The 18,806-nt window shown below is 66.4% G+C and carries 14 protein-coding genes; 8 read left to right on the top strand and 6 right to left on the bottom strand.

Translation table 11 applies throughout. The annotated features are described in order from the left end of the window. Positions 1–60 precede the first annotated feature (60 nt). Together F3H26_RS00990 and polA are read left to right on the top strand one after the other, a co-directional pair. A complete protein-coding gene (locus tag F3H26_RS00990; RefSeq protein WP_149774197.1) occupies positions 61–522 on the top strand; it encodes a hypothetical protein in 462 nt (153 codons plus the stop codon). Positions 523–592: 70 nt separating this feature from the next. Further along, positions 593–3,391 (top strand): DNA polymerase I, encoded by a 2,799-nt coding sequence (polA, locus tag F3H26_RS00995; protein ID WP_149774198.1) that lies wholly within the window; start codon positions 593–595, stop codon positions 3,389–3,391. Between the two features lie 49 nt (positions 3,392–3,440). Here the strand turns inward: polA and F3H26_RS01000 are convergent, their stop codons facing one another. Together F3H26_RS01000 and F3H26_RS01005 are read right to left on the bottom strand one after the other, a co-directional pair. After that, positions 3,441–3,671, bottom strand: coding sequence for a DUF2798 domain-containing protein (locus F3H26_RS01000; RefSeq protein ID WP_149774199.1), 231 nt, complete (start codon positions 3,669–3,671; stop codon positions 3,441–3,443). Between the two features lie 76 nt (positions 3,672–3,747). After that, a complete protein-coding gene (locus F3H26_RS01005; protein WP_149774200.1) occupies positions 3,748–4,500 on the bottom strand; it encodes a hydroxypyruvate isomerase family protein in 753 nt (250 codons plus the stop codon). 180 nt (positions 4,501–4,680) lie between these two features. On the opposite strand from F3H26_RS01005, the gene F3H26_RS01010 reads away from it, so the two are divergent. Continuing rightward, positions 4,681–5,619, top strand: coding sequence for a DMT family transporter (locus F3H26_RS01010; RefSeq protein ID WP_223162398.1), 939 nt, complete (start codon positions 4,681–4,683; stop codon positions 5,617–5,619). On the opposite strand, the gene F3H26_RS01015 is transcribed toward F3H26_RS01010, so the two are convergent. Next, positions 5,616–6,197 carry a DUF1285 domain-containing protein gene (locus F3H26_RS01015; RefSeq protein WP_149774201.1) on the bottom strand — a complete coding sequence of 194 codons (582 nt, stop codon included), beginning with the start codon at positions 6,195–6,197 and terminating at the stop codon, positions 5,616–5,618. The two genes, F3H26_RS01010 and F3H26_RS01015, sit on opposite strands and share 4 nt — an antisense overlap. A gap of 65 nt (positions 6,198–6,262) precedes the next feature. Here F3H26_RS01015 and F3H26_RS01020 point away from each other — a divergent pair, with 65 nt between their 5' ends. The 5 genes from F3H26_RS01020 (at position 6,263) to F3H26_RS01040 (ending at position 15,216) form a co-directional block, all read left to right on the top strand. Continuing rightward, positions 6,263–7,270 carry an AAA family ATPase gene (locus tag F3H26_RS01020; RefSeq protein ID WP_149774202.1) on the top strand — a complete coding sequence of 336 codons (1,008 nt, stop codon included), beginning with the start codon at positions 6,263–6,265 and terminating at the stop codon, positions 7,268–7,270. Beyond that, the gene (locus F3H26_RS01025; RefSeq protein ID WP_149774203.1) at positions 7,267–8,142 is read left to right on the top strand and encodes a DUF58 domain-containing protein; all 876 of its coding nucleotides are present in this window, start codon (positions 7,267–7,269) and stop codon (positions 8,140–8,142) included. Before F3H26_RS01020 ends, F3H26_RS01025 begins: the two co-directional genes overlap by 4 nt. Continuing rightward, positions 8,139–10,901: a DUF4159 domain-containing protein gene (locus tag F3H26_RS01030; RefSeq protein WP_149774204.1), complete on the top strand. Its 2,763-nt coding sequence runs from the start codon at positions 8,139–8,141 to the stop codon at positions 10,899–10,901. The genes F3H26_RS01025 and F3H26_RS01030 overlap by 4 nt, the downstream gene beginning before the upstream one ends. Beyond that, a complete protein-coding gene (locus F3H26_RS01035; protein WP_149774205.1) occupies positions 10,898–12,940 on the top strand; it encodes a hypothetical protein in 2,043 nt (680 codons plus the stop codon). Before F3H26_RS01030 ends, F3H26_RS01035 begins: the two co-directional genes overlap by 4 nt. 65 nt (positions 12,941–13,005) lie before the next feature. After that, a complete protein-coding gene (locus tag F3H26_RS01040) occupies positions 13,006–15,216 on the top strand; it encodes a response regulator (protein WP_149774206.1) in 2,211 nt (736 codons plus the stop codon). 316 nt (positions 15,217–15,532) lie between these two features. On the opposite strand, the gene yaaA is transcribed toward F3H26_RS01040, so the two are convergent. The 3 genes from yaaA to F3H26_RS01055 form a co-directional block, all read right to left on the bottom strand. Then, positions 15,533–16,303: a peroxide stress protein YaaA gene (gene yaaA, locus F3H26_RS01045; RefSeq protein WP_149774207.1), complete on the bottom strand. Its 771-nt coding sequence runs from the start codon at positions 16,301–16,303 to the stop codon at positions 15,533–15,535. A gap of 34 nt (positions 16,304–16,337) precedes the next feature. Next, a complete protein-coding gene (gene recQ, locus F3H26_RS01050) occupies positions 16,338–18,377 on the bottom strand; it encodes a DNA helicase RecQ (RefSeq protein WP_149774208.1) in 2,040 nt (679 codons plus the stop codon). 76 nt (positions 18,378–18,453) lie between these two features. Then, on the bottom strand, positions 18,454–18,741 hold the full coding sequence (locus tag F3H26_RS01055; protein ID WP_149774209.1) for a YggT family protein: 288 nt from the start codon (positions 18,739–18,741) through the stop codon (positions 18,454–18,456). Positions 18,742–18,806 lie beyond the last annotated feature (65 nt).

Consider the following 18,806-nt stretch of genomic DNA (forward strand, 5'->3'; position numbering starts at 1 on the left):
TTGCCGCGATTTTCGCCTAGTGCGTTGGTGTGACCAACGTGGGTGCGCATGATGTCCGATATGACTGCTGCTGATTCCGGCAATCCGGTTTTTGGTTGGGCCGGCTTTTGTCTTGCCGCACTGGCCCTGTTCGCAGCCCTGTTCGTGTTCTGGGCGGGGCCGTTTGCGCCGCAGCAATCCAACGGCGTGACGCTGGGCGAACTGGCCGCCGAGTTGGGTAAATCGACCCTGCGGGCCGCCGCGGGGATGGAGCAGCCCCCGCCGGTTGCCCCCACCCGCGATCTGGATGACTTTCTGCAGATCGGCGTCGCCATGCTGGGCGGGTTGGCGATCGTCGTCTCGGTCATCGGCATCCTGCGGCACGAAAAACGCCGCCCGGCCATCGCCGGTGTGGTCATCGGAACGGGCGCGATCCTGTTCCAGTTCTTCGCGATGGCGTTTTTCGCGTTTCTCGGCGTGCTGGTCATCATGGCGCTGCTGAACAGTTTCTCGGATGTTTTCAGCGGTCTGTTTGGCGGCTAGGGCGCGTTCCTGACTGGTCACCCGGCTGACCCTGTGGCAGAACCGTCCCTGACCGACAGGGAGAGCGCGCATGAGCAAATTCGGAAAAGGCTGCCATCTGCATCTGATCGACGGATCGGCCTTCATCTTTCGCGCCTATCACGCGCTGCCGCCGCTGACGCGGAAGTCGGACGGGATGCCGATCGGCGCCGTTTCGGGCTTTTGCAACATGCTGCAACGGTACGTGGATGGCGACCACGGCCCCGATGCGCCGACCCATCTGGCGGTGATCTTCGACAAGGGCTCGCACACTTTCCGCAACGATCTGTATGACCTCTACAAGGCCAACCGCGAGGCGATGCCCGAGGATCTGCGCCCGCAGATCCCGCTGACCCGGCAGGCGACCGAGGCCTTCAACATTCCCTGCAAGGAGTTGGAGGGCTATGAGGCCGACGACATCATCGCCACGTTGGCCTGTCAGGCGCGCAAGGCAGGGGGCCGGGTGACCATCGTCAGTTCCGACAAGGACCTGATGCAGTTGGTGGGCGACGGTGTCGAAATGCTGGACGCCATGAAGAACAAGCGCATCGACCGCGAGGGGGTGTTCGAGAAATTCGGCGTCTACCCCGAGCGTGTGGTGGATGTGCAGGCGCTGGCCGGTGACAGCGTGGACAACGTGCCGGGCGCGCCGGGGATCGGGATCAAGACGGCGGCGCTGCTGATCAACGAGTTCGGCGATCTGGAGACGCTGCTGGACCGCGCCGAGGAGATCAAGCAGCCCAAGCGCCGCCAGACCCTGATCGAGAAACGCGACCAGATCGAGCTGTCGAAGAAGCTGGTGCAGCTGGACTGCAAGACGCCGCTGGATTTCACGCTGGACGATCTGGAGCTGCGCGACCCGGACCCGGACAAGCTGTTGTCGTTCCTGGCCGAGATGGAATTCCGCACGCTTTCCAAGCGGATCGCCGACAAGTTGAGGGTCGAGCCGCCGGTGATCGCGGATACACCGGCCCCGGCGGCAGACGAGCCGCAGGCCGAGGAGATCCCGTTCGATGCCAGCAAATACGAATGCGTGCGCGATGCCGCGGCCCTGCGGAAATGGATCGATCAGGCGCAGGAACGCGGCTGGGTGGCGGTGGACACCGAGACCACCGGGTTGAACGAGATGGTGGCCGATCTGGTCGGCATCTCGCTGTGCATCGAGCCGGGCGAGGCCTGTTACATCCCGCTGACTCATCGCGACGGGGCCAGCGACGACCTGTTCGGCTCGGACGCGCTGGCCGAGGGGCAGATGCCGCTGGATGAGGCGCTGGCGCTGCTCAAGCCGGTGCTTGAGGATCCGTCGATCCTGAAGATCGGGCAGAACATGAAATACGATGCCAAGATCTTTGCGCGCTATGGCGTGGAGGTGGCCCCGATCGACGATACGATGCTGATGTCCTATGCCATGCATGCGGGCGAGCATGGGCATGGCATGGACACGCTGTCGGAACGCTATCTGGGTCATACGCCGATCCCGATCAAGCCGCTGCTGGGCTCGGGCAAATCGGCAATCACCTTCGACAAGGTGCCGATCGACGAGGCCACCGCCTATGCCGCCGAGGATGCCGACATCACCCTGCGCCTGTGGAAGCTGTTCAAGCCGCAGCTGCACCGGGTTCAGGTGACCACCGTCTATGAAACGCTCGAGCGCCCCTTGGTGCCGGTTCTTGCCCGGATGGAGATGCATGGCATCAAGGTCGACCGCGACGTGCTGAGCCGCATGTCGAACGCCTTTGCCCAGAAAATGGCCGCGTTGGAGGCTGAAATCCACGAGCTGGCCGGAGAAACCTTCAATGTCGGCTCGCCCGCGCAGCTGGGCGAGATCCTGTTTGAAAAGATGGGCCTGGAAGGTGGCAAGAAGGGCAAGACCGGCAAGTATTCGACCGGCGCCGACGTGTTGGAAGATCTGGCGACCGAGCATGAGCTGCCACGCAAGGTGCTGGACTGGCGGCAGCTGTCCAAGCTGAAATCGACCTATACCGACGCGTTGCAGACTCATATCAACCCCGACACGGGGCGGGTGCATACGTCTTATGCCATCACCGGGGCGAACACGGGGCGTCTGGCCTCGACCGACCCCAATCTGCAGAATATCCCGGTGCGTACAGAAGAAGGCCGCCGCATCCGCGAGGCCTTCATCGCCGAGCCGGGCAATGTTCTGGTGTCGCTCGACTATTCACAGATCGAGCTGCGTATTCTGGCACATGTCGCTGACATTCCGGCCCTGAAACAGGCCTTTGCCGACGGGCTGGACATTCACGCCATGACCGCCTCGGAAATGTTCGACGTGCCATTGGACGAGATGACGCCCGAGATCCGCCGCAAGGCCAAGGCGATCAATTTCGGCGTGATCTACGGCATTTCGGGCTTTGGCCTGGCGCGCAACCTGCGCATTCCGCGGGCCGAGGCGCAGGGCTTCATCGACCGCTATTTTGAACGCTTCCCGGGCATCCGGCGCTACATGGATGACACCATCGCCTTTGCCAAAGAGCATGGCTATGTGCAGACGCTGTTCGGGCGCAAGATCCACACGACGGAAATCAATGCCAAAGGGCCGCATGCGGGGTTCGCGCGCCGGGCGGCGATCAACGCGCCGATCCAGGGCACGGCGGCCGATGTGATCCGTCGGGCGATGGTACGCATGCCCGAGGCGATCGACGGGCTGCCGGCCAAGATGCTGCTGCAGGTGCATGACGAACTGTTGTTCGAAGTGGCCGAGGATGCGGTGGACAAGACCATCGAGATTGCACGCGACGTGATGGAGAACGCGCCCGATCCGGCGGTGAAGCTGGACGTGAAACTGACGGTGGATGCGGGCAAGGGCGCCAACTGGGCCGAGGCGCATTAGGCAAGCGCCGTGCCGCTCATCAGGCCCGGCGGGCCATCTTTGCGGCAGGTCAGGCCTCGGGCCTGACCAACAGCGCGACCAGCCGACGGGTCAGCGGAGCCACGAACAGAACCACTGCGAAGGCCACCGGCCAGCTGATGCTCCACGCGCCCATCCAGCTGGCAAAGGTCTCGGGGCCCAGCCCGATTTCTTTGACCGTTGCGATGCAGGTCACGATGCAGGACATCAACCCAGACAGGATCAATCCGAACAGGACGGGGGCAAAGCGGGCGGGGATCATGCGGCACTTCCTCTGCTGATTTGCCTTTTCATATGCAGCACTCGAAATGTGATTTCCAGTGCGCAGGCGCACAGGCCTATTGCATCCAGCGCAGAGAGGAAGCGGTGCGCCGGGTCGAAGGCGTGTATTCGGCGCTGACCCAGCCGTCATAGCCGCTGTCGTCGATCGCTGCGAACAGGGCGGGGAAATCGGTCTCGTCCCGGCCGGGTTCCGAGCGGTCGGGGGCCGATCCGATCTGAATATGTACGATCCGGCCGCGGAATCTGTCCCAGACGGCCTGTGCATCGCCATGGATCATCCGGGCATGAAAGCTGTCGAATTGAAGGCCCACATTCGGGCGGTCGATCCGGTCCAGGCACGCGGCGGCCAGATCATAGTCGTTCAGGAAGTATCCCGGTTGCGAGACCGGGTTCAGCGGTTCGATCGTGAACCGTTGATGCGGCGCAAAATCCGCGGCCCATTGCAGGTTGCGCATGAAACAGTCCTGCGCGTCCGCCCCCGAGGCATAGCCCGCCATCACATGGATCAGGCCGGGCTTCAGCGCCTCGGCATAGCGCAGGACGCGGCGGATGTCGGACTGGAACCGCCCCTCGCCCCCGGGCACGGCCGCATAGCCGGGCTGGCCGCCGGCATAGTTGGGCGGCGGCGCGTTGATCAGCACCAGGTCCAGCCCGTTTGCCAGCAACGCGCGGCGGGTTTCCTTGGCCGCCAGGTCATAGGGAAACAGAATCTCGACCGCCTTGAACCCTGCATCCGCTGCCGCCTTGAACCGGTCGAGGTAAGGCAGCTCGGCAAAGAGCAGCGAGATATTGGCGGCAAATCTGGGCATTGTCCCCTCGGTCCGACGGCGCGCCGACCATAGTGGCGTGCGGCGTGCAGAGGAAGGGTTTGAAAACGACAATATGTCGAAAATCGGCCAGACCGGCGCGGGCCGATTGTGAAGGGTCGGGGTATTGCAGCGAATCATTTTCGTGGCGCTGCACCAACAAAAGGATTGAAACCGATGGCGATGAGTCCGGACCCCGTTCGCGGGCCCAGTTTCGCTGCGCCCGGCGCGCGGCAATCCGCCCTGTCCGGAAACGGGCTGGCGGTGGCGTCGATGCTGACCTGGGCGGCCGGATTCCCGGCGGCCGAGATCCTGTTGCAGTCCTGGCCGCCCGTCGCCCTGTGGGCGGCGCGAGCGCTGCTGGCGGTGGCGGTGATGGTGCCGGTCTGGATCTGGATCGACGGACCCCGCGCCGTGCTGCGCGCCCGCTGGGGACATGCGGTGCGGGTCGGCGGTTTCGGCCTGGGGCTGGGCATGTTCCTGATCATCCTGGCGCAGAAGCTGACCGACCCCGTGACGGTTGCCATCATCGCCTCCTGCGCGCCTTTGATTGCGACGCTGCTCGAGTTGGCGGCGGGAACCCGCAGATTGCGGTGGAACTTCGCGTTGGGCGTGGTCGTTTCGATCATCGGCGGGCTGATCGCCACCAGCGCCATCGCGCCCGCGCAGCTGGGGCTGGGCGCGCTCTGTGCGGTGGGGTCGACCACGTTGTTCTGCTGGGGCAGCATGGCCACGTCACGCGATTTCCCCGACCTCAGCCAGACCGGCCGCACCACGATCACGCTGGCCGGTGGCGCGATCGTGGCCTCGGTTCTGATCGGGCTGGCCAGCCTGGCCGGGTTCGACATTCGTCCGCAACGTCCCATCGACACGCAGCAGGCCGGGATGCTGGTCATCTACGCGCTGATATCGCTGGGCCTCAGCCAGGTTCTGTTCATCGCCTCGGTCGGCAAGTTGGGCGTGGCGCTGGCCTCGTTCCACATCAACGTGGCCCCGTTCTATGTGATGGTCATCATGCTGGTGCTGGGCGAGGAGTGGAACTGGACCCGTGCGTTGGGCGCGGCGGTGGTGGCGCTGGCCGTGGTGCTGGCGCAGGACCGACCCGGGCGGCAGACGGCCTAGCCGTCGCCCACCGCGTCCGACGGCGCGATGGCAAAGAATTGCCCGCCCGACCAGACGCCGAACTGCCCGTCGTGATGGGTGGCGATGTCCACCAGCCGATAGAAGCTTTTGCGGTCGATCCGCGCCTCGAGGTTCGACCGCACCAATATATACGGTCTGGGCTCGTTTGTTTCCGGGTCGATGACCACCCGGATCGGATGATCCGGCCCGGCCGTCACCGTATCGCCGACATGGGTGGTAAAGGTCAGAACCTGATCCTCGCCCGCGCCGGAGCGGTCAAAATCGACCGCGACGAATGGCGCGTCTTCGACCGTGATGCCGACCTTTTCGACCGGGGTGACCAGGAAATAGGCATCCCCCTCTTTCTTGAGAATCGATGAAAACAGCTTCACCAACTCGAACCGGGTGATGGGCGACCCTAGATAATACCAGGTGCCATCGCGCGCGATGCGCATGTCAAGATCGCCGCAGAACGGAGGATTCCACTTGTCCACAGGGGGCAGACCCCGCGGTTTGACTGCCTTGACCGAGGCCGCCAGACCCTCGGGCGACGGTTTCACAGGATTTTGTCCGCTCATTGTTTTTGCCATTTCCTCGCAGCGCGATACACTTCATCTATAATAAGTCCACGGAAGGGAAAGTCATGACCGAACCCGCCGACCTCGTGTCCGAGATCGAAGCGCTGGAAGAGAAACTGCAACAGGCCAAATCCTCGATCACCCGCCGCTTCATCGGGCAGGAGAGGGTCGTCGACCTGACGCTGACGGCGCTGCTGTGTGGCGGTCATGCCCTGCTGATCGGGCTGCCGGGCCTGGGCAAGACGCGGCTGGTCGAAACCTTGTCCACCGTCATGGGCCTGCATGGCAACCGCATCCAGTTCACCCCCGACCTGATGCCGGCCGACATTCTGGGGTCCGAGGTTCTGGACACCGCCGAGGATGGCAGCCGCCATTTCCGATTCATTCCTGGCCCGATCTTCTGTGAACTCTTGATGGCGGACGAGATCAACCGCGCCAGCCCGCGCACCCAGTCGGCGCTGCTGCAGGCGATGCAGGAACGCACGGTGACCGTCGCGGGCGAGGATCGCGCGCTGGGCGTGCCGTTCCATGTGCTTGCCACCCAGAACCCGATCGAACAGGAAGGCACCTATCCGCTGCCCGAGGCGCAGCTTGACCGGTTCCTGGTGCAGATCGACGTGAACTATCCCGACCGCCAGACCGAGCGTGACATCCTGCTGGCCACCACCGGCGTGGCCGAGGAAGAGGCGCACCAGATCTTCACCAAGGAAGAATTGCTGGCCGCGCAGGTTCTGCTGCGCCGGATGCCGGTGGGCGAGTCGGTGGTCGAACTGATCCTCGATCTGGTGCGCGCGTTCCGCCCCGAGGAACCCGGCGTGTCCGAGCGCGTGTCCGAGACCGTCGCCTGGGGCCCCGGTCCGCGCGCGGCGCAGGCGCTGATGATGACGGTGCGGGCGCGGGCGATGCTGCAGGGCCGGCTGGCCCCCAATGCCGAAGACGTGCTGGACATGGCGCGCCCGGTGCTCAGCCACCGGATGGCGCTGAACTTCGCCGCGCGGGCGCGCGGTGACAGCCTGGCCGACCTGATCGAAACCACCGCGGCCGGGCTTGTCCGGGCCGAGGCGGCGGCGTGAACGCGGCCCGCACCCTTCGCGAAAGATCCGAGGCCGAGGCGTCCCGGCTGCCGCCGCTGTTGGCGCGGGCCGAACACCTCGCCGGAACCGTGCTGCTGGGCGATCACGGCCGGCGGCGTTCGGGATTGGGCGATGATTTCTGGCAATACCGGCCGGCCCAGATCGGCGACAGCCGGCGGATGATCGACCATCGGCGCTCGGCCCGCGGCGATCAGCAATATGTGCGCGAACGCGAGTGGCAGATCGCGCAGTCGATCATGCTGTGGGTCGATCAGGGCGCCTCGATGCGCTTTGCGTCCGACAAACCGCTGCCGACCAAGGCCGACCGCGCCCGCCTTCTGGGGCTGGCCACGGCGATCCTGCTGGTGCGCGGGGGCGAGCGTGTGGGCCTGACCGGCACCACCCTGCCGCCCCGGCGCGGCAACGCCCAGATCATCCGGCTGGCGCAGGCCCTTTCCGAAGATACCGAGGCCGATTATGCCCCGCCCGAGCACCGCGCAATGATCCCCCATGCCCGCGCCGTGTTCATCTCTGACTTTCTGGGCCCGCTGGATGAGGTCGAACTGGCCCTGACTAAGGCCGCCGACCGCGGCGTGCGCGGTGTGCTGCTGCAGGTTCTGGACCCGGGCGAGGAGAACTTCCCCTATCGCGGGCGCACCATCTTCGAAAGCGTCGGCGGTACGGTCCGGCACGAGACACTGAAGGCGGGCGACCTGCGAGAGCGGTATCTGGCGCGGCTGGCGCGGCGCAAGGATGACCTGACGCGCCTGTGCCGAGTGACCGGCTGGCAGCTGGGGCTGCACCATACAAGCGACAGCGCGCAGGCGGCACTATTGTGGCTCTATCGTGCGCTGGACGGAGGGGCGCGATGACGGTTCTGGCGGGCATCGGCTTTACCGCGCCATGGGTGTTGCTGGGTCTGCTGACCCTGCCGATCCTGTGGCTGGTCCTGCGCGCCGTGCCGCCCGCGCCGATCCGCCGGCTGTTCCCGGCGGTGACCCTGTTGCTGGGCCTGAAGGACGACGAGAGCGTAGCCGACCGCACCCCGTGGTGGCTGCTGCTGCTGCGGATGCTGGCGGCGGCGGCGATCATCATCGGTCTGGCCGGCCCGGTTCTGAACCCGTCGCGCGACCAGACCGGATCGGGGCCACTGCTGCTGGTGCTGGATGCCAGCTGGGCAGGGGCCACGCGCTGGCCCGCCACGCTGGATCAGATCGACGCGCAGCTGACCGAAGCCGGACGGGCCGGGCGCCCCGTGTCGATTCTGCGACTGACCGAGCCGGAACCGCCGGTCTTCCAGGCCGCCGAAGCCTGGCGCAATCGCCTGCCCGGACTGGTTCCGCAGCCGTGGCAGCCGGACACGGCTCAGATCGAACAGGCCCTGACCGACCTGTCGGCGGTCGAGGGCGGCTTCGACACGCACTGGTTCACGGACAAGCTGGACTATCCGGGCCGCGAAACCCTGCTGACTGCGCTGGAGGCGCGGGGCGCGGTCACGGTCTATCGCGCGGCGGCGCCCATCCTGGCGCTGCGGCCAGCCACCTATCAGGACGGGGCGATCCGGCTGACCGCGGTGCGCGCCACACCCGGTCCGGCGCAGACCGTCACCATCAATGCGCAGGGGCGCGACCCGGCGGGCGTGATGCGCCTGCTGCAATCGGTCGAGGTCAGCTTTGACAGCGGCGCGACCCAAGCACAGGCCGATCTGGCCTTGCCATCCGAACTGCGCGCCCGCATCACGCGGTTCGAGCTGCAGGGCCAGCGGTCGGCCGGGGCGGTGTCGCTGACCGATGACAGCCTGCGCCGGCGCGAGGTCGCCCTGATCGCCGGAACCGTCAACCGCGAGGGGCTGGAGCTGCTGTCGCCGCTGCACTACCTGACACAGGTGCTGATCCCAACCGCCGATTTCGTCGAGGGCGGGCTGACCGAGGTTCTGCCCGCCAACCCGGATGTGATCGTGCTGGCCGATGTGGCCAAGCTGACCCCCGCCGAACAGGCCGGATTGGTCGAATGGGTCGAGCAGGGCGGGCTGTTGCTGCGCTTTGCCGGTCCGCACATGGCCGCCAGCGATCTGGGCCGCGATGCCGAAGACACGCTGCTGCCGGTGCGGCTGCGCAGCGGTGGCCGCTCGGTCGGCGGCGCGATGAGCTGGGGCGAGGCCAAGGGGCTGGCGCCCTTCCAGGAGGGCTCGCCCTTCTACGGGTTGCGCATCCCCGACGACGTGACCGTCAGCACCCAGGTGATGGCGCAGCCCGATCCGAACCTGGCCGACCGGGTGATCGCCGCGCTGTCGGATGGCACGCCGCTGGTGACGCGCAAGCCGCTGGGTCTGGGTCAGGTGGTGTTGTTCCACGTCACCGCCGATGCCGAATGGTCGACGCTGCCGCTGTCGGGCCTGTTCGTCGAAATGCTGGATCGGCTGGCCGTGGCCTCGGCCGCCAAGACGCGGCAGGTCGAACAGTTGCAAGGCACCACATGGGAGCCGATTCAGGTGATGGACGGGTTCGGAACCCTGTCCGACGCCGGCAATCTGGCCGGTGTCGATGGCCCGGCGCTGGTATCCGGCGCCCTGGGCCCCGACCTGCGCCCGGGTCTGTATGAAAGCGGCAAGCAGAAGCTGGCCCTGAACGTGCTGACCGAGGACAGCGTGCTGCGCCCGATCAGCTGGCCTGCGGATGTGCCCATCAAGGGGCAGGAGGTCAGCGCCGAAACGCCGGTCGGAGGCCTGCTGCTGAGCCTGGCCCTGATCCTGCTGGCGGTTGACGTGGTGGCCTCGCTGGCGCTGTCGGGGCGTCTGGGGCTGGCGCGGGCGGCGGCGGTGGCGCTGGGCGCGGTTCTGATCGCGCCGCAGGCGGAGGCGCAGACGCCCGAGGAGACCGAATTCGCCTTGCAGGCGACCAAGGATCTGGTGCTGGCCCATGTCCTGACCGGAAACGACCAGATCGACGACCTCGCCCATGCCGGGCTGCGCGGCCTGTCGCAGACCCTGACCTATCGCACATCCGTCGAACCGGCCGAGCCGATGGGCGTGGACCTCGAGCGTGACGAACTGGCCTTCTTCCCGCTGCTCTACTGGCCGATCACGCCGGATCAGCCCCAGCCCTCGGCTGAGGCCTATGCCAAGCTGAACGCCTATCTGCGATCGGGCGGGATGATCCTGTTCGACACGCGCGATGCCGACATCGCCGGGTTCGGCGCGGCCAGCCCCAATGGGCGCAAGCTGCAACAGCTGGCGACCCCGCTGAATATCCCCGCGTTGGAGCCTGTTCCGCGCGATCACGTCCTGACCCGAACCTTCTATCTGTTGCAGGATTTCCCGGGCCGCTATGCCGGAACCGAGGTCTGGGTCGAGGCCGCGCCACCCGACGCCGAACAGATCGAGGGCATGCCCTTCCGCAACCTCAACGACAACGTCACCCCGGTGGTGATCGGGGGCAACGACTGGGCCGGAGCCTGGGCGATCGACCGGAACGGGCAGGCGCTGCTGCCGGTCGGGCGCGGCTATGCCGGAGAACGCCAGCGCGAGCTGGCCAACCGGTTCGGCGTCAATCTGGTCATGCACGTGCTGACCGGGAACTACAAATCCGATCAGGTGCACGTGCCTGCTCTGCTTGACAGGTTGGGCCAATGACCGGTTCCGTCATCTTTGACCCGCTGATCCCGTGGCCCGTTCTGGCGGTTGTCGGGGCGGTCGCTCTGGCCGCGACGGTTCTGGCGCTGTGGCGCGGGCTGTCGGGTTGGGCGTTGCGTGGGCTGGCGGCGCTGGTGCTGCTGGCGGCGCTGGCCGGCCCGGTCTACCAGATCGAGGACCGCGCCCCGCTGACCGACATCGTGCTGATGATCGAGGATGAAAGCGCCAGCCAGACCCTGTCGGACCGCGCCGACCAGACCGCGCAGACCGCCGAGGCCCTGGCCGCCGAGATCGAGGCCCGCGACAACACCGAACTGCGCCGCATCACCGTGGGCGACGGCGACGGGGACGAAGGCACCCAGGTCATGGCGGCGCTGAACGCGGCGCTGGCCGAGGAACCGCGCGCGCGCATCGCCGGTATTCTGGTCCTGTCGGACGGCATCGTGCATGACGTCGATCAGGCCCCGGACCTGCCCGCGCCGATGCACCTGTTGCTGACCGGGCGCGCGCAGGACTGGGACCGCCGCCTGATCGTGCGCAACGCCCCCGCCTTTGCCATCATCGGCGAGCCGGTCACGCTGACCCTGCGGGTCGAAGACAGCGGCGCGGCGCCCGCCGGTGCCGCCTCGGCCCCGTTGGAGATTGCCGTGGACGGCGGGGAGCCACAGCAGTTCAGCATTCCGATCGGCGTGGATGTCGAGCTGCCTCTGACCCTGCCGCATGGCGGGCGCAACGTCATCCAGTTCACCGTTCCGCAGGCCGAAGGCGAGCTGACCGACCGCAACAACACCGCGCTGATCCAGATGAACGGCGTGCGCGACCGGCTGCGCGTTCTGCTGGTCTCGGGCGCGCCGCATCCGGGCGGGCGCACCTGGCGCAATCTGCTGAAATCCGACAGCTCGGTCGATCTGGTGCATTTCACCATCCTGCGCCCGCCCGAGAAACAGGACGGCGTGCCGGTGGACGAACTGTCGCTGATCGCCTTCCCCACGCGCGAGCTGTTTCTGGAGAAGATCAACGATTTCGACCTGATCATCTTTGACCGCTACAAGCGGCGCGGCATCCTGCCGGCGATCTACCTGGACAATGTGACCAACTACATCAACGACGGCGGGGCGGTGCTGATCGCGGCCGGGCCGGATTTCGCGACCGCCGACAGCATCTTCCGATCGCCCCTGTCCGCGATCCTGCCCGCACAGCCCACGGCCCGCGTGATCGAGGAGCGCTATGTGCCCAAGGTGACCGATCTGGGGCGGCGGCACCCGGTGACCTCGGATCTGGGCGAGGACGGGGATTGGGGTGCATGGCTGCGTCAGATCGACGTCCAACACCGCACGGGCGAGGTGTTGATGACCGGAGTCGACGACCGCCCGCTGCTGGTGCTGGACCGGGTGGGCGAAGGGCGCGTGGCGCTGCTGGCCTCGGACCACGCCTGGTTGTGGAGCCGCGGATACGAGGGCGGTGGCCCGCAGCTGGAACTGCTGCGCCGCCTGGCCCACTGGATGATGAAAGAGCCCGAGCTGGAGGAAGAGGCGCTGTGGGCCGAGGCCAACGGCCAGTCGATGCGCATCATCCGCCAGACCCTGAACGAAGAGGTCGGCCCCGTCACCGTCACCCGACCCAATGGCGAAACGTTCGAGGTGCCGCTGCGCGAGATGTCGCCCGGCCGGTTCGAGGCGCAGTATTTCGGCCCCGAGATCGGCCTCTATCGCCTGCAGGAAGGGGATCTGACCGCGGTGATCGGCCTGGGCCCGGCCGCGCCGCGGGAATTCGAGCGCACCATCGCCACCCCCGAGATCCTCGCGCCGGTCATGGCCTCCTTGCGTGGCGGCGCGATCCGTGTCGAGGACGGGCTGCCGACCATCCGCAACGTGCGCGCGGGGCGACCGGCGGCCGGGCGCGGCTGGATCGGGCTGACCCCGCGCAACGCCTATGAAACCCGCGACGTGACCCAGGCGGGCCTGCTGCCGCCCTGGCTGGTGCTGTTGCTGGCCGGGGGCTTCCTGCTGGCCGGCTGGTTGCGCGAAGGGCGCGGCTGAGGCGCCTTAAACAGATTTTCACGCTCTGCCGGAATCCTGTGTCCGAACGGACCGGGAAGGTGATCATGGGTCTTGCAGAAAAACTGGCACAGGAACGGCGGGCGCGGCTGGCCGCCGAGCGTATGTTGGCATTGAAACAGGCCGAATTGTCATCGGCCAACCGAAAGCTTGGTGAGTATGCCCTGGCGCTGACCAAGCGGATCGGCGAAACTCAGGCCGAGGTTGAGACCGTCCGGGACGAAAACGAAAGGGTCAAATCCGATCTGACCATCGCTCAAGCCAAGATCGAGGTGGCCGAGCGTCGCCTGTGGCATTCGATCCAGACCATTCAGGACGGGTTCGCGTTCTTTGACGGCAATGACCGCCTGATCAGCGCCAATACCGCCTATCTGAGCGTGTTCGAAGGGCTGGACGAGGTCGCGCCGGGCGTCTCGTATCAACGCATACTCGATCTGCTGACCGACGAGGGGATCATCATCATCGCCGACGAACAGGCCGAGGCGTGGAAAGCCCGGATGCGGCGGCGCTGGGCCCGGATGACCCCGCCGCCCGAGGTGATCCAGCTGTGGAACGGGCAGTACATCAAGCTGATCGACCAGCGCGGTCAAGGGGGCGACGTGGTCAGCCTGGCGCTGAACATCACCGCCTCGGTCCAGCACGAGGCGCAACTGCAGGCCGCGCGCGACAAGGCCGAGGCGGCCAACCGGGCCAAGTCGGCCTTTCTGGCAAACATGAGCCACGAAATCCGAACCCCGATGAACGGCATCGTCGGGATGACCGATCTGTTGTCGGAAACTCCGATGAACGACGAACAGCGGCTCTATGTCGATACGATCCGCGCCTCGGGCGAGGCGTTGCTGGTCATCATCAACGACGTTCTGGACTATTCCAAGATCGAGGCCGACAAGCTTGAACTGCATCCCGAGAAATTCGACCTGGAGCGCTGCATCCTCGAGGTCGCGACGTTGCTGCAGCCCACGGTGCGCGACAAGGGCCTGACCCTGCTGGTCGATTACGACCTGTTCCTGCCGACGCTGTTCGTGGGCGATCCGGGCCGCGTGCGGCAGGTGCTGACCAACCTGGTGGGCAACGCGGTCAAGTTCACGCCTCAGGGGCATGTGCTGATCCGGGTCACCGGGGTGCCGAATGCCGAACGGAAGACATGCGACATCCACGTCGCGATCGAGGATACGGGCATCGGGATTCCGGCCGACAAGATCGACCACATCTTCGGCGAGTTCAACCAGATCGAGGACGCCAAATCCCGCGAGTTCGATGGCACCGGGCTGGGGCTGGCCATCAGCAAGCGGCTGATCACGATGATGGGCGGTGCCATCTGGGTTGAAAGCGATCCGGGCAAAGGCTCCTGTTTCGGGTTCCGCCTGACGCTGCCCACCGCCGAGGGGGCGCAGCCCGCTCCGCCGCCGGATCTTGCGGACCGGCTGAAACATGTCGTCCTGGTCGAGGATCTTGCCATCAACCGGGCGATTCTGGGCAAGCAGCTGCGGCGGCTCGGGGCCGAGGTGACGGATTGCGTCACCGGCACCCAGGCCTTGTCGGCGATGCAGGGGTCGGTGGATCTGGTGCTGTGCAACCATGATCTGCCCGACATGGATGGTTTGGAACTGGCGGCGACGCTGCGCAGCCGGGGCTGGGACAAGGTGCCGATCGTGCTGATTTCGGCGAATCCGGGCATCATTCATGCCGACCCCAACCACCACCTGATCCAGGGCGTTCTGCAAAAGCCGATCCCGCGGGCCGAACTGTTCTCGCGCCTGATGGATCTGGGCGGCGGGGTATTGCCGCGGCCCAAGGCGGCGGAGGCTGCCCCGCCCCCGGTGCGCAGGGCAAGCGGGGACCGACGGCTCATGCGGGTTCTGGCGGCCGAGGACAACCGGACAAACCAGCTGATTCTGACGAAAATGACCAAGGGCCTGAACATCGAGCTGCGGCTGGCGGCCAACGGGCTCGAGGCGGTCGCGGCCTATGACGAATTTGAGCCCGACCTGATTTTCATGGATATTTCGATGCCGAAGATGGACGGCAAGCAGGCGACCGAGGAAATCCGGCGCAAAGAGATCGGAACGGGCCGGCACGTCCCGATCGTGGCCCTGACGGCCCATGCGATGATGGGCGACCGAGAGAACATCCTTGCGGCGGGTCTGGATCACTTCCTGACCAAGCCCCTGCAAAAGAAGTTGATCTGCGAGATGATCCAGACGCATTGCCCCGACGAAGCTCAGCCCGTCCTCGCCGAACCTGCCGAAGCGGGCTGAGCGGTCCCGACGTCGTGGGTGCGTGGCAACCTGCCGCCCCGCCGAAGCTGGCACGTCCGTTCACGCCGGTCATGGCTGTGCGTGGCGGGTCGGCTGTGGCGACTTCCGATGCCGCTGCGAAGGTGCTGGCCGTTGTCGTCGGGCCCAGGCAAACGGTCCTGAAGGCCGGGGCCGCGCAAGATGCCGCCCGCGCCGCGAATGCCGAAACGCTCGGGGCTGCAGACGGGGGGTCTGTCGGGATCAACGGGTCGTGCCCCGCCGCCACCTCCGGCGCGGCCGCGATCGTCCAGATGGCTCGGGGTGCCGCGAGGAGCGGTCAGCCTTGATAGGGGCGCACGAATACCGGCTTGTCCGGCGCGGACAGGTCTGCGCGATAGGCATAGCCCCCTGTGTCGAATTCGGTCAGCGAGGCGGGATCGGTCAGCCGGTGCTGGATGATGTACCGTGCCATGGCGCCGCGGGCCTTCTTGGCGAAAAAGCTGACGATCTTGGGCGTGCCCCCCTTGTCCTCCATGAAGACCGGGGTGATGACCCGCAGTTTCAGCGCCTTGGGATCGACCGCGCCGAAATATTCCTGGCTGGCGCAGTTCACCAGGACGTCGGTGCCGAGCGCCTCGGCCTGCGCGTTCAGGGCCTTGCTCAGCTGGTCGCGCCAGTAGTCGTACAGGTTCTTGCCGCGCCGGGTCTTCAGCCGGCTGCCCATCTCCAGCCGATGTGGCTGAATGGCGTCCAGCGGGCGCAGCAGGCCGTAAAGCCCCGACAGGATGCGCAGATGGTCCTGCGCCCAGGCCAGTTCGTCAGCGTCCAGCGAGGCGGCCTCGAGCCCCTGATAGGTGTCGCCGGCAAAGGCCAGCGCGGCCGGGCGGGTGGCCTCGGGCTGTGGTGCCTCGGCAAAGGCGCGGAACCGGTCGCGGTTCAGCCGGGCCAAATCGTCGCTCAGGCTCATCAGCTTTTTCAGGTCCCCCAGCGTCAGGTTGCGCGCGGTCTTCGCCAGCCGGATCGCGTCGTCCTGAAAATCGGGCCGGGTCGGCGCCACGTCCCGTTCTGCCCAGTCCAGCCGTTTGGCCGGAGAGATCACCACCAGCATGTCTGCCCCCGTGTTCGTGCCTGCCCGTCGATACCTAGCCCGCCGCGCGCAGCACGTCCAGAAAGGCGGCCGCGAAACGTTCGGCGCGGCGGTCGCCCAGCACCTGCTCCAGCGCGCGTTCGTCGTCGGGGCGCATCTGTGCCACCTTGGCCAGTTGCGAGGCGGAACAGCTCAGCGGTTTGTCGATCCCGTTGGGGCCTCGGGCCAGCTGCGCCTGCACCTCGAGCAGTCGGTCGTAGATATCGCCTTGTTCGCGCCCGGCCAGCTTGCGGCGCGCCGGGTGCAGCGCCTGCGCCTCGCCCGCGATCACCTCAAGGAAGGTGTCGCCGTATCGGTCCAGCTTTTTGGCGCCGACACCGCCGATCCGGGCCATCTCGTCCAGGGTCATGGGGCGTTTTTCCGCCATCTCGATCAGCGTGCGGTCGGGGAAGATGACATAGGCGGGCACACGGGCGGCCTCGGCCAGGGCGCGGCGTTTGGCCTTGAGCGCCGACAGCAGGGGCGCGTCCTCGTCCGAGACCATCATCTTGACCGCGGGCCGCCGGGTGGCCTTGCGCAGCGTGTCCTTGCGCAGGGTGATCTGCGCCTCGCCCTTCAGGATCGGCTTGGCGGCCTCGGTCATGCGCAGGGCGCCGTGGCGTTCGGGGTCGGGGCGCACCAGGTCGTGGCCCATCATCTGCCGGAAGATCGCCTGCCATTGCGGGCGCGACCAGTCCTTGCCGATGCCGTAGGTGGGCAATTCGTCATGCCGCCGCGCGCGGATCTTGTCGGTGTCGTTGCCCAAGAGGATGTCGATCAGGTGGCCCGAACCAAACCATTCCTCGGTGCGCAGGATGGCAGACAAGGCCATGCGCACCGGGGTGGTGCCGTCGAAAAGCTCGGGCGGGCTGTCGCACAGGTCGCATTTGCCGCAGGGCTGGGCCTCTTCCCCGAAATAGCCCAGCAGAGTCTGGCGGCGGCAGTGCAGCGCTTCGGCCAGACCCAGCAGCGCGTTCAGGCGGGCATGGTCGGCGGCGCGGCGTTCGGGCGGGGCGAGCCCCTCGTCGATCTGGCTGCGGCGCAGGCGGATGTCATCGGGGCCGAACAGGGTCAGAGTCTCGGCCGGTCCACCGTCGCGGCCAGCGCGGCCGATTTCCTGGTAATAGGCCTCGATCGATTTCGGCAGGTCCGCATGGGCGACCCAGCGGATGTCGGGCTTGTCGATGCCCATGCCGAAGGCCACGGTGGCCACCACGATCAGCCCGTCCTCGCGCGCGAAGCGGGTTTCGACGATGCGGCGGTCCTCGGCCTGCATCCCGCCGTGATAGTGACAGGCGCTGTGGCCCTGTTCGCGCAGGGCCTGCGCCAGCACTTCGGTCTTGTTGCGGGTGCCGCAATAAACGATGCCCGACTGGCCGCGGCGTGCGTCTGCGAAATCCAGGATCTGCTTGCGCGGGCTGTCCTTGGCGGCAAAGGCCAGATGGATGTTCGGCCGATCGAAGCCGCGCAGGAACTTGCGCGGGGGCGTGCCGTCGAACAGTTTTTCTACGATCTCGTCCTGCGTTTCCGCATCCGCCGTGGCGGTGAAGGCGGCCAAGGGCACGTTCAGCGCGCGCCGCAGCTCTCCGATCCGCAGATAGTCAGGGCGGAAATCATGGCCCCACTGGCTGACGCAATGGGCCTCGTCCACGGCGATCAGGCTGACATTGATGCGCCGCAGCATCCCCAGCGCCGAACCCGCCGCCAGCCGTTCGGGCGCCATATACAGCAGCTTCAGCCGCCCGGCCTCGAGCGCCTCCCACACGGCATCGGTTTCCTCGGGCGTGTTGCCCGAGGTCAGCGCACCGGCCTCGACCCCGGCCTCTTGCAGCCCGCGCACCTGGTCGCGCATCAGCGCGATCAGCGGCGAGATCACCACCGTGACCCCGTCGCGCAGCAGGGCAGGCAGTTGATAACACAGGGATTTGCCGCCCCCGGTGGGCATGATGGCCAGCACGTTCTCGCCGGCGGTCACGGCATCGACGATCTCTTCCTGCCCGGGGCGGAACTCATCGAATCCAAAGACATCTCGCAGCAGAGGCGCGGCGTCGAACATGTGCGGGGGTGCCCTGTTTCAAGATTTGACTGCTCTTGAACGGACAATCACATAGTCGGAATCGGGGAACAAGAGGTCAGTAGAAATAGACCATGTTGTTGATCAGGATGATCCGCAGGGCATAGACCCCGATCAGCACCACCAGCGGCGTCAGATCCAGACCGCCCATGTTGGGCAGAATGCGGCGGATCGGGCCGTAGATCGGCTCGAGCAGGCGGTTCAGGCCGTACCAGATCTGGGCGACCAGCTGTTGATGCAGGTTCAGGACCTGGAAGTTGATCAGCCAGCTCATGATCACATGGGCCAGGATGATGAACCAGACGATGTCCAGGATCAGCAGCAAAATTTGGATCAGCGACAGCATGGGCACCTCGTTTTCCGTACGGCCCGAGACCTAAGTGCCCAAGCGGCAATAGGCAAGCCCGCAGT

The organism is Ruegeria intermedia, assembly GCF_900129345.1.
In the GTDB taxonomy this organism is placed as follows: domain Bacteria; phylum Pseudomonadota; class Alphaproteobacteria; order Rhodobacterales; family Rhodobacteraceae; genus Ruegeria; species Ruegeria intermedia.

Excerpts from the sequence above, each read along its gene's own strand:
- F3H26_RS00990 (WP_149774197.1), top strand. The coding sequence starts at position 61 with ATGACTGCTGCTGATTCCGGCAATCCGGTTTTTGGTTGGGCCGGCTTT.
- polA (WP_149774198.1), top strand. The coding sequence starts at position 593 with ATGAGCAAATTCGGAAAAGGCTGCCATCTGCATCTGATCGACGGATCG.
- F3H26_RS01000 (WP_149774199.1), bottom strand. The coding sequence starts at position 3,671 with ATGATCCCCGCCCGCTTTGCCCCCGTCCTGTTCGGATTGATCCTGTCT.
- F3H26_RS01005 (WP_149774200.1), bottom strand. The coding sequence starts at position 4,500 with ATGCCCAGATTTGCCGCCAATATCTCGCTGCTCTTTGCCGAGCTGCCT.
- F3H26_RS01010 (WP_223162398.1), top strand. The coding sequence starts at position 4,681 with ATGAGTCCGGACCCCGTTCGCGGGCCCAGTTTCGCTGCGCCCGGCGCG.
- F3H26_RS01015 (WP_149774201.1), bottom strand. The coding sequence starts at position 6,197 with ATGAGCGGACAAAATCCTGTGAAACCGTCGCCCGAGGGTCTGGCGGCC.
- F3H26_RS01020 (WP_149774202.1), top strand. The coding sequence starts at position 6,263 with ATGACCGAACCCGCCGACCTCGTGTCCGAGATCGAAGCGCTGGAAGAG.
- F3H26_RS01030 (WP_149774204.1), top strand. The coding sequence starts at position 8,139 with ATGACGGTTCTGGCGGGCATCGGCTTTACCGCGCCATGGGTGTTGCTG.
- F3H26_RS01035 (WP_149774205.1), top strand. The coding sequence starts at position 10,898 with ATGACCGGTTCCGTCATCTTTGACCCGCTGATCCCGTGGCCCGTTCTG.
- F3H26_RS01040 (WP_149774206.1), top strand. The coding sequence starts at position 13,006 with ATGGGTCTTGCAGAAAAACTGGCACAGGAACGGCGGGCGCGGCTGGCC.
- yaaA (WP_149774207.1), bottom strand. The coding sequence starts at position 16,303 with ATGCTGGTGGTGATCTCTCCGGCCAAACGGCTGGACTGGGCAGAACGG.
- recQ (WP_149774208.1), bottom strand. The coding sequence starts at position 18,377 with ATGTTCGACGCCGCGCCTCTGCTGCGAGATGTCTTTGGATTCGATGAG.
- F3H26_RS01055 (WP_149774209.1), bottom strand. The coding sequence starts at position 18,741 with ATGCTGTCGCTGATCCAAATTTTGCTGCTGATCCTGGACATCGTCTGG.